This window comes from Zemynaea arenosa, assembly GCF_004614185.1.
GTDB classification, from domain to species: Bacteria; Pseudomonadota; Gammaproteobacteria; order Burkholderiales; family Burkholderiaceae_D; genus Telluria; species Telluria arenosa.
Map to the genome: position 1 here is coordinate 1 of NZ_SPVF01000025.1, position 9,036 is coordinate 9,036.

Genomic DNA, 9,036 nt, shown 5'->3' on the forward strand with positions numbered 1-9,036 from the left:
CGGCGCAGGTGCGGCAGCGGCAGGAGCCGCCGCCGGGGCGGCAGCCGCGCCAGCAGCAGCACCGCCGGCCGCTTCGTCCAGCACCAACACCAGCGAGCCCTCGGCCACCTTGTCGCCGACCTTGACCTTAATCTCCTTCACCACCCCGGCGTGCGACGACGGAATCTCCATCGACGCCTTGTCCGACTCCACGGTGATGAGCGACTGGTCCACCTTGACCGTGTCGCCCGGCTTGACCATCACCTCGATGATTTCGACTTCCTTGAAGTCGCCGATATCCGGCACCTTCACTTCAACCATGCTCATATTCTTTTCTCCGTTCTAGGCTTGGAAGGTACGCGTTACTGGGTCACCGGGTTCGGCTTGTTCGGATCGATGCCGTACTTCTGGATCGCCTGGGTCACCACGGAGGTGTCGATCACGCCATCCTCGGCCAGCGCCTTGAGCGCGGCCACGGTCACGTAGTAGCGGTTCACCTCGAAGAACTCACGCAGCTTGACGCGCGAGTCCGAACGCCCAAAGCCGTCCGTGCCCAGCACCTTGTAGTTGCGGCCCTTCGGCATGAAGGCGCGGATCTGCTCGGAGAAGAGCTTCATGTAGTCCGTGGTCGCCACGATCGGGCCGGAGGTCGGTTCCAGCAGGCCGGTCACGTACGGAATGCGGGCCGGCTTGTCCGGGTTGACCAGGTTCCAGCGCTCGCAATCCTGGCCATCGCGCGCCACCAGCGTCAGCGACGGCGCGGACCAGATGTCGGCGCCGATGCCCCAGTCCTGCTCCAGCAGCTTGGCCGCCTCGATGGATTCGCGCAGGATGGTGCCGGAGCCGATCAGCTGCACGCGGTGCTTGGTGTTTTTCGCGCCTTCCTGCAGCAAATACATGCCCTTCAGGATGCCCTCTTCCTGGCCCGGCTTGAGGCCCGGCTGCGGGTAGTTTTCGTTCATCAGGGTGATGTAGTAGAACACGTCCTCCTGGTCCTGCACCATGCGGCGCAGGCCGTCCTGGATGATGACCGCCACTTCGTGCGCGAACGACGGGTCGTACGGCATGCAGTTAGGGATGGTCGCGGCCATGATGTGCGAGTGGCCGTCCTCGTGCTGCAGGCCTTCGCCGTTCAGGGTCGTGCGGCCCGCGGTGCCGCCCAGCAGGAAGCCGCGTGCGCGCATGTCGCCCGCCGCCCACGCGAGGTCGCCCACGCGCTGCAGGCCGAACATCGAGTAGAAGATGTAGAACGGGATCATGATGCGGTTGTTCGTCGAGTACGACGTCGCCGCGGCGATCCACGAGCTCATGCCGCCCGCTTCGTTGATGCCTTCCTGGAGGATCTGGCCGGCCTTGTCTTCGCGGTAGTACATCACCTGGTCCTTGTCGACCGGCTCGTACAACTGGCCCTGCTGCGAGAAGATACCGATCTGGCGGAACAGGCCTTCCATGCCGAAGGTACGCGATTCGTCGACCAGGATCGGCACCACGCGCTGGCCCAGGGCCTGGTCGCGCAGCAGGGTCGAGATGATGCGCACGAACGACTGGGTGGTCGAGATCTCGCGGCCTTCCGCGGTCGCATCCAGCACGTTCTGGAACGCGGACAGCGCGGGCACCGGCAGCGACTCGGACGCCTGTGCGCGGCGCTGCGGCAGGTAGCCACCCAAGGCGCGGCGGCGCTCCTGCAGGTACTGCATTTCCGGCGCGTCATCGGCCGGTTTGTAGAACGGGATGTCCTTCAGCTGGTCGTCCGGGATCGGGATGGCAAAGCGGTCGCGCATTTCGCGGATCGCCTCGTCGTCCAGCTTCTTGGTCTGGTGCGCGGTGTTGCGCGCCTCGCCCGACTTGCCCATGCCGAAGCCCTTGATGGTCTTCACCAGCAGCACGGTCGGTTGGCCCTTGTGCTCCTGCGCGACCTTGAAGGCGGCGTAGATCTTGTGCGGATCGTGGCCGCCGCGGGTCAGGCGCCAGATGTCGTCGTCGGTCATGTTGGCGACCATCTCCAGCAGCTTGGGGTGCTTGCCGAAGAAGTGCTTGCGCACGTAGGCGCCGTCCTTGGCCTTGTAGTTCTGGTACTCGCCGTCGACGGTTTCCATCATCACCTTCTGCAGGATGCCGTCCTTGTCCTTGGCGAGCAGGGCGTCCCAGCCCGGACCCCAGATGACCTTGACCACGTTCCAGCCAGCGCCGCGGAAGTCGGCTTCCATCTCCTGGATGATCTTGCCGTTGCCGCGCACCGGGCCATCGAGACGCTGCAGATTGCAGTTGATGATCATGACCAGGTTGTCGAGCTTCTCGCGTGCGGCCATGCCGATCGCGCCCATCGATTCCGGCTCGTCCATCTCGCCGTCGCCGCAGAAGACCCAGACCTTGCGGCCCGCGGTGTCCGCGATGTTGCGGGCGTGGAGGTACTTGAGGAAGCGCGCCTGGTAGATCGCGGTCAGCGGGCCCAAGCCCATCGACACGGTCGGGAACTGCCAGAAGTTCGGCATCAGCTTCGGGTGCGGGTACGAGGACAGGCCTTTGCCGTCAACCTCGCGGCGGAAGCTCAGCAGCTGGTCTTCGGACAGGCGGCCTTCCAGGAACGCACGCGCGTAGATGCCCGGCGAGGAGTGGCCCTGGATGTACAGCAGGTCGCCGCCGAAATCCGCGGTCGGCGCGCGCCAGAAGTGGTTGAAGCCGATGCCCAGCATGTTGGCCAGCGAGGCGAACGAGGAGATGTGGCCACCGAGGTCGCCGTCGGCGCGGTTGGCCTTGACCACCATCGCCATCGCGTTCCAGCGCATCCAGCTGCGCAGGCGCTCTTCGTATTCCAGATTGCCCGGGCAGTGCGCCTCCAGGTGGGCCGGAATGGTGTTGACGTAGGCGGTGTTCGACGAGAACGGGATGTGGGCGCCGCGGCGGCGCGCCAGGTCCACCAGGCGCTCCATCAGGTAGTGGGCGCGCTCGGGACCTTCATTTTCGATGACGGCTTCGAGCGCCTCAAGCCATTCCTTGGTTTCCAGCGTGTCCGGGTCGTTGGCGGCCTGCGACGTGAGCTGGTCGAGTTGTGCTGACATTGATGCGTCTCCTTTTGAGCGTGTCGTCGAATTATGAAGAAACGGGCGGATTTTTAGTGGCAGGATTCTAACAGTGTTTTTGGGCTTTTCCAAATTACGAAAGTGAATTTCGTATTATGGAATGAAGGCAGCGGCAGCCGCGTTGGCGATTTATAATCACGCCTCGCGTTCTCCCTCTCACTTCTACCTCTTCTGCCGCCATGTCCGCTCAACTCATCGATGGAGTCAAACTGTCCCAGCAACTGCGTGCCGAGATCGCCCAGCGCGCCGCCGCCCTCACCGCCGCCGGAAAGCAGCCCGGCCTGGCCGTGATCCTGGTCGGCGAGGACCCGGCCAGCGCCGTCTACGTGCGCAACAAGATCAAGGCCTGCGGGGACGCCGGCATCCGCTCCATCTTTGACAAGTACGACGCCGACCTCTCGGAGGCCGCCCTGCTCGACCGCATCGCCGCACTGAATGCCGATCCGTCGGTGCACGGCATCCTGGTGCAGATGCCGCTGCCCAAGCACATCAACCCGCACAAGGTGATCGAGGCGATTGCGACCAGCAAGGACGTGGATGGCTACTCGGTCCTGTCCGCGGGCGAGCTGATGACGGGCCTGGATGGCTTCCGCCCGTGCACGCCGTACGGCTGCATGAAGCTGATCGAAAGCACTGGATTCAACCTGCGCGGCAAGCACGCCGTCGTGATCGGCCGCTCCAACACCGTGGGCAAGCCAATGGGGCTGCTGCTCTTGCAAGCCAACGCCACCGTCACCATCTGCCATAGCGCCACGCCGGACCTGGGCTATCACACCCGCCAGGCGGACGTGGTGGTCGCCGCTGTCGGGCGACGCAATACCCTGACGGCTGATATGGTCAAGCCGGGCGCCATCGTGATCGACGTGGGCATGAACCGCGACGACGAGGGCAAACTGTGCGGCGACGTGGATTTTGCGGGTGTGAAGGAAGTCGCGTCGCACATTACGCCCGTGCCGGGCGGGGTCGGCCCGATGACCATCACCATGCTGCTGATGAACACCATCGAGTCTGCGGAACGCAGCGCCAAGTAAGGCCACGCGGGCAGGCTCGCTCACGAAAGACTGGACACTATGACTGCACAGAACTCACTGCTCGACTTCTCGGGCCTGCCCCGTTTCGACATCTTCAAGCCCGCCGACGTTACGCCGGCGATCGAGCAGCTGATCGCCAAGGCGCGCGAGGTGGTGGCGTCGCTGGAGCAGCCCACCGACAACGTCAGCTGGGACAACTTCGTCATCCCGCTGGAAGAAGCGACCGAGCAGCTGGGCCGCGCCTGGGGCATGGTCAATCACCTGAATCACGTGATGGACAACCCGGAGCTGCGCGCCACCTACAACGAGAACCAGCCGAAGGTCACCGAGTTCTGGACCGAGCTGTCGCAGAACGAGGCGCTGTTCGGCAAATACAAGCAGCTGCGCGCGTCGCCCGAATACGGCACGCTGGCCCCGGCCCGCAAGAAAATCGTGGAAAACGCGCTGCGTGATTTCCGCCTCGGCGGGGCCGAACTGCCGCCCGAAAAGAAGAAGCGCTTCGCCGAGATCCAGGAGCAGCACGCCGCCATCTCCACGCGCTTTTCCGAGAACGTGCTCGATGCGACCAACGACTACAAGCTGCTGGTCGAGAACGAGGCTGATCTGGCGGGCGTGCCCGACGACGTGAAGCAGGCCGCGCGCGCGCTGGCCGAAAAGGACGGCAAACAAGGCTACCAGTTCACGCTGCACTTCCCGTCCTACTTCCCGCTGCTGCAGTTCTGCGATAACCGCTCCCTGCGCGAGACCATCTACCGCGCCAATGCGACCAAGGCCTCCGAGATGGGCGCCGTGTTCTCCGAGCTGGAAAAGTGGGACAACACCTCCAACATCGCCCAGCTCCTGCGCCTGCGCGATGAAGAAGCCAAGCTGCTCGACTACCGCAACTTCGCCGAAGTCTCGCTGGTACCCAAGATGGCCGAGAGCCCGGAGCACGTGATCGAATTCCTGGAAGACCTGGCGCGCCGCGCCCGGCCCTTCGCCGAAAAGGACCTGGCCGAGCTGCGCGCCTTCGCCAAGTCCGAGCTGGGGCTGGACGAGCTGAATGCCTGGGATATCGCCTACGCCTCCGAAAAACTGAGCGAGGCGCGCTACGCCTTCTCGGCGCAGGAAGTGAAGCAGTACTTCCCCGAGCCGAAAGTGGTTGAGGGCCTGTTCAAGGTCGTCTCGCGCCTGTTCGGCGTGACCATCGCGCCGGACAGCGCGCCGGTGTGGCATCCGGACGTGCGCTTCTTCCGCATCGAGCGCGATGGACAGCTGGTCGGCCAGTTCTATCTCGATTTGTACGCCCGCCCCGGCAAGGGCCAGGGCGCGTGGATGGACGACGCGCGCGGCCGCCGCCTCGTCACCGGCGGCGCGGTGCAGACGCCGGTCGCCTACCTGACCTGCAACTTCACGCCGCCGCAGGAAGTGGACGGCCAGCTGCAGCCGTCCCTGTTCACGCACGACGAAGTCATCACGCTGTTCCACGAATTCGGCCACGGCCTGCATCACATGCTGACCGAGGTCGATGAGCTGTCCGTCGCGGGCATCTCCGGCGTGGAGTGGGACGCGGTGGAGCTGCCATCCCAGTTCATGGAGAACTTCTGCTGGGAGTGGGACGTTTTACAGGGCATGACGGCACACGTGAAGACCGGCGAACCGCTGCCGCGTGAACTGTTCGACAAGATGATCGCGGCGAAGAATTTCCAGTCCGGGATGGCGACCCTGCGCCAGGTGGAATTCTCGCTGATCGACATGCACCTGCACTATGACTTCGACCCGAATTCGCAGAAAACGGTGCAGGACCTGGTGAACGAGGTGCGCACCAAGTTCTCGGTGCTGATTCCGCCGTCGTTCAACCGCTTCCAACACTCGTTCGGCCATATCTTTGCAGGTGGGTATGCTGCCGGGTACTATAGCTACAAGTGGGCCGAGGTTTTGTCCGCCGATGCGTATGCCGCCTTTGAAGAAGCGGTGGAAGCCGGTGGCGGCGAACTGACCGCGGAAACGGGCAAGCGCTTCCAGCGCGAGATCCTGGCCGTGGGCGGATCGCGCCCGGCGCTCGAATCGTTCAAGGCCTTCCGTGGCCGCGAACCGAAGATCGACGCGCTGCTGCGGCACCACGGCATGCAGTAAAGCTGCGAGGCGATAGGAGTGCTATGAAGGGACGGTTCGTTGTTGGTGTGATCACGCTGCTGGCTGCAGCCAGTGCGGGCGCACAGGTGTACAAGTGGGTCGACCCGAAAGGCGTGACCCATTACAGCGACCAGCCGCCCCCTGCGGCGGAAAAGAAGGTCGAGGTTCGCAATATGGCGGCGGGCGGCGGTGGCGTCGCCCTGCCCTACGAGCTGGCGCAGGCCTCGCGCTCCAATCCCGTCACGCTGTACACCACCAGTCAGTGCAATGCCTGCGATGCGGCCCGCAAGGCGCTGCAGGAGCGCGGCGTGCCCTATGCCGAAAAGACCGTCAACACGCCCGAGGACCAGGCGCAGCTCAAGGAAGCCGGGGGCTCCAATGCGCTGCCCTTCATCGTGATCGGCGCGACCAAATTGTCCGGCTTTGAGCCGACGGCACTGAACCAGGCCTTGAGCGCGGCGCGCTACCCGGCCGAGCGCCAGCTTCCGAAAAACTTCCAGTTCGGCGCGGGCGTGCCCGCTTCGCCCAAGGGCCCGTCCAAGGAGCAGATCGAGGCGGCCGCCGCCAAGATCCGCATGCAGAACGAGGCCAACGAGCGCAATCGCCCGGTGCCACCGAAACCGGCCTTCCAGTTTTAATGTCTTCGGCTGACCAAGCGATGACCCGCATCGACTTCCACACCAATATCCCGGACAAGCTGGCCTACGCCTGCCGCCTCACGCGCAAGGCCTACAGCGCCCAGGGCAAGGTGGTGCTGCTGGCCGACAGCGCGGAGCAGGCGGCGCAGCTCAACACCGCGCTGTGGACGTTCTCGGACGTCGACTTCCTGCCGCACGTGCTGGCGGACGATCCGCTGGCGGCGCAGACGCCGATCATCGTCACCGCCGACGATGCGGGCGAGCTGCCGCACTACGACATGCTGGTCAACCTCACGCGCCGCACCCCGGCCAATGTGGACCGCTTCCAGCGCGTCTTCGAAATCATCTCCACCGACGAGGAAGACGCAGCCGAAGGCCGCAAGCGCTACGCGGCCTACAAGCGCGCCTCGTACCCGCTCACTCACTTCGTGGCCAGCCAGTCATGAGCCAGACGCCGTTCGATGCCAGCATCCCGGTCCTGACCGAAGTCTTTGCGGACGAACCGGCCGCCACGGCGCCCGCCCCTGCCGCGCCGGCGGCGCCGGATGACGACTGGGCGCGGCTCGAACGCCAGGTCAGCGAACGCGTGCTGCACGCGCTCCAGAGCCGCACCGACTTCGTGCTCGAACAGCGCGTGCGCGATGCGATGGCCGAGGTGCTGGACCGCGCCCTCAAGGACCTGACCAGCGAGATCCGCGCGGGCCTGCACCAGACCCTCGAAAAGATCGTGGCTCGCGCCGTGGCTCAGGAAATCGCCCACCTCCAAACGCTGAAGAAGTAAGCATATAATCAGCGGCGTTACGCTTGTTCGTAAAACAAAGCCGCACCCGTTCAATCCCTCTGGAGACGAATCTATGCAGTGCAAGACCAAGTTGATCCCGCTCGCCCTGGCCCTGGCTTTCGCAGGCGCCGCGTCCGCGCAGGACACGATCCGCATCGGCCACGTGGCCCCGCTGTCCGGCCCCAACGCCCACCTGGGCAAGGACAATGAGAACGGCGCGAAAATGGCGGTCGATGAGCTGAACGCCAAAGGCATCACCATCGGCGGCAAGAAGGTCAAGTTCGAGCTGCAGAACGAAGACGACGCCAGCGACCCGAAACAGGGCACCGCGGTGGCGCAGAAGCTGGTCGATGCGAAGGTCAAGGGCATCATCGGCCACCTGAACTCGGGCACCACGGTCCCGGCTTCGCGCATCTACGCGCAGGCGGGCATTCCGCAGATTTCGCCGTCCACCACCCTGCCCGCCTACACCCGCCAGGGCTACAAGACGGCATTCCGCGTGGTGGCCGATGACGGCAAGCTGGGTGGCACGCTGGCCAAGTACGCGGTCCAGAACCTAAAGGCCACTAAGATCGCCGTGATCGACGACCGCACCGCCTACGGCAAGGGCGTGGCCGAGGAATTCGCCAAGGGCATCAAGGCCGCGGGCGGCAGCGTGCAGATCGTCGACAAGCAGTTCACCAACGACAAGGCGACCGACTTCTCGGCCATCCTCACCTCCATTAAGTCCAAGAAGCCGGACATCATCTTCTACGGCGGCATGGACGCGGTGGCGGGCCCGATGCTCAAGCAGATGAAGGCGCTGGGCGTGCAGGCGAAGCTGATGGGCGGCGACGGCATGTGCACGGAGGCGCTGCCGCGTCTCGCCGGTGACGGCCTGCTGGAAGGGAACGTCGTGTGCGCGGAAGCGGGCGGCGTGACGGGCGCGCAGGAGAAGGCCTTCGAGGACTTCCGCGCGCGCTACAAGAAGAAGTACAACCAGGACATCCAGCTGTATTCGCCGTACGTGTACGACGCGGTGATGACCATGGCGAAGGCGATGCAGGACGCGCAGTCGGCGGAACCGGCCAAGTACCTGCCTGCGCTGAAGAAGGTTTCGCTGCAGGGCGTCACTGGGAACATCGCGTTCGACGACAAGGGTGACCTCAAGGACGGCGCGCTGACCCTGTTTACCTACAAGGGCGGCAAGAAAACCAAGATGGAAGTGGTGCACTAAGCCGCGCGCGCTTCCACGCAGAGACCGGGGCCCTCGCCCCGGTTTTTTTTCGCCACTCGATTGCCGTCGCGGTGCGCCTGTCGCAGCGCAGGGCCGGCCCGACCGGTCGCCCAGCGCCGATCGCCCGCTCTACTTCGCAGCCTTCGCCGCGCGCGCCCCAGCGCCGCCATTCGCGGCCCCACCGGCAGTGCCACTG

At 64.8% G+C, this 9,036-nt stretch carries 8 protein-coding genes; 6 read left to right on the forward strand and 2 right to left on the reverse strand.

Annotated elements, in window-relative coordinates; all coding sequences use genetic code 11:
* Together E4L96_RS01745 and aceE are read right to left on the reverse strand one after the other, a co-directional pair.
* Positions 1 to 306: biotin/lipoyl-containing protein (locus E4L96_RS01745; protein ID WP_307721621.1), on the reverse strand; the 306-nt coding region annotated here is incomplete at its 3' end.
* A 35-nt stretch (positions 307 to 341) separates the two neighbouring features.
* Positions 342 to 3,038 (reverse strand): pyruvate dehydrogenase (acetyl-transferring), homodimeric type, encoded by a 2,697-nt coding sequence (gene aceE / locus E4L96_RS01750; RefSeq protein WP_135205523.1) that lies wholly within the window; start codon positions 3,036 to 3,038, stop codon positions 342 to 344.
* Between the two features lie 200 nt (positions 3,039 to 3,238).
* On the opposite strand from aceE, the gene folD reads away from it, so the two are divergent.
* The 6 genes from folD (at position 3,239) to E4L96_RS01780 (ending at position 8,840) form a co-directional block, all read left to right on the forward strand.
* On the forward strand, positions 3,239 to 4,090 hold the full coding sequence (gene folD, locus E4L96_RS01755; protein ID WP_135205524.1) for a bifunctional methylenetetrahydrofolate dehydrogenase/methenyltetrahydrofolate cyclohydrolase FolD: 852 nt from the start codon (positions 3,239 to 3,241) through the stop codon (positions 4,088 to 4,090).
* A gap of 39 nt (positions 4,091 to 4,129) precedes the next feature.
* A complete protein-coding gene (locus E4L96_RS01760; RefSeq protein ID WP_135205525.1) occupies positions 4,130 to 6,205 on the forward strand; it encodes a M3 family metallopeptidase in 2,076 nt (691 codons plus the stop codon).
* A 23-nt stretch (positions 6,206 to 6,228) separates the two neighbouring features.
* Positions 6,229 to 6,843 carry a glutaredoxin family protein gene (locus tag E4L96_RS01765; RefSeq protein WP_135205526.1) on the forward strand — a complete coding sequence of 205 codons (615 nt, stop codon included), beginning with the start codon at positions 6,229 to 6,231 and terminating at the stop codon, positions 6,841 to 6,843.
* 20 nt (positions 6,844 to 6,863) lie between these two features.
* Complete coding sequence (locus tag E4L96_RS01770) at positions 6,864 to 7,289, forward strand: DNA polymerase III subunit chi (protein WP_135205527.1); 426 nt, start codon at positions 6,864 to 6,866, stop codon at positions 7,287 to 7,289.
* The gene (locus E4L96_RS01775; protein ID WP_135205528.1) at positions 7,286 to 7,624 is read left to right on the forward strand and encodes a DUF2486 family protein; all 339 of its coding nucleotides are present in this window, start codon (positions 7,286 to 7,288) and stop codon (positions 7,622 to 7,624) included. Before E4L96_RS01770 ends, E4L96_RS01775 begins: the two co-directional genes overlap by 4 nt.
* 73 nt (positions 7,625 to 7,697) lie before the next feature.
* Positions 7,698 to 8,840, forward strand: a complete 1,143-nt coding sequence (locus E4L96_RS01780) for a branched-chain amino acid ABC transporter substrate-binding protein (RefSeq protein WP_135205529.1) — start codon at positions 7,698 to 7,700, stop codon at positions 8,838 to 8,840.
* Positions 8,841 to 9,036: the final 196 nt, after the last annotated feature.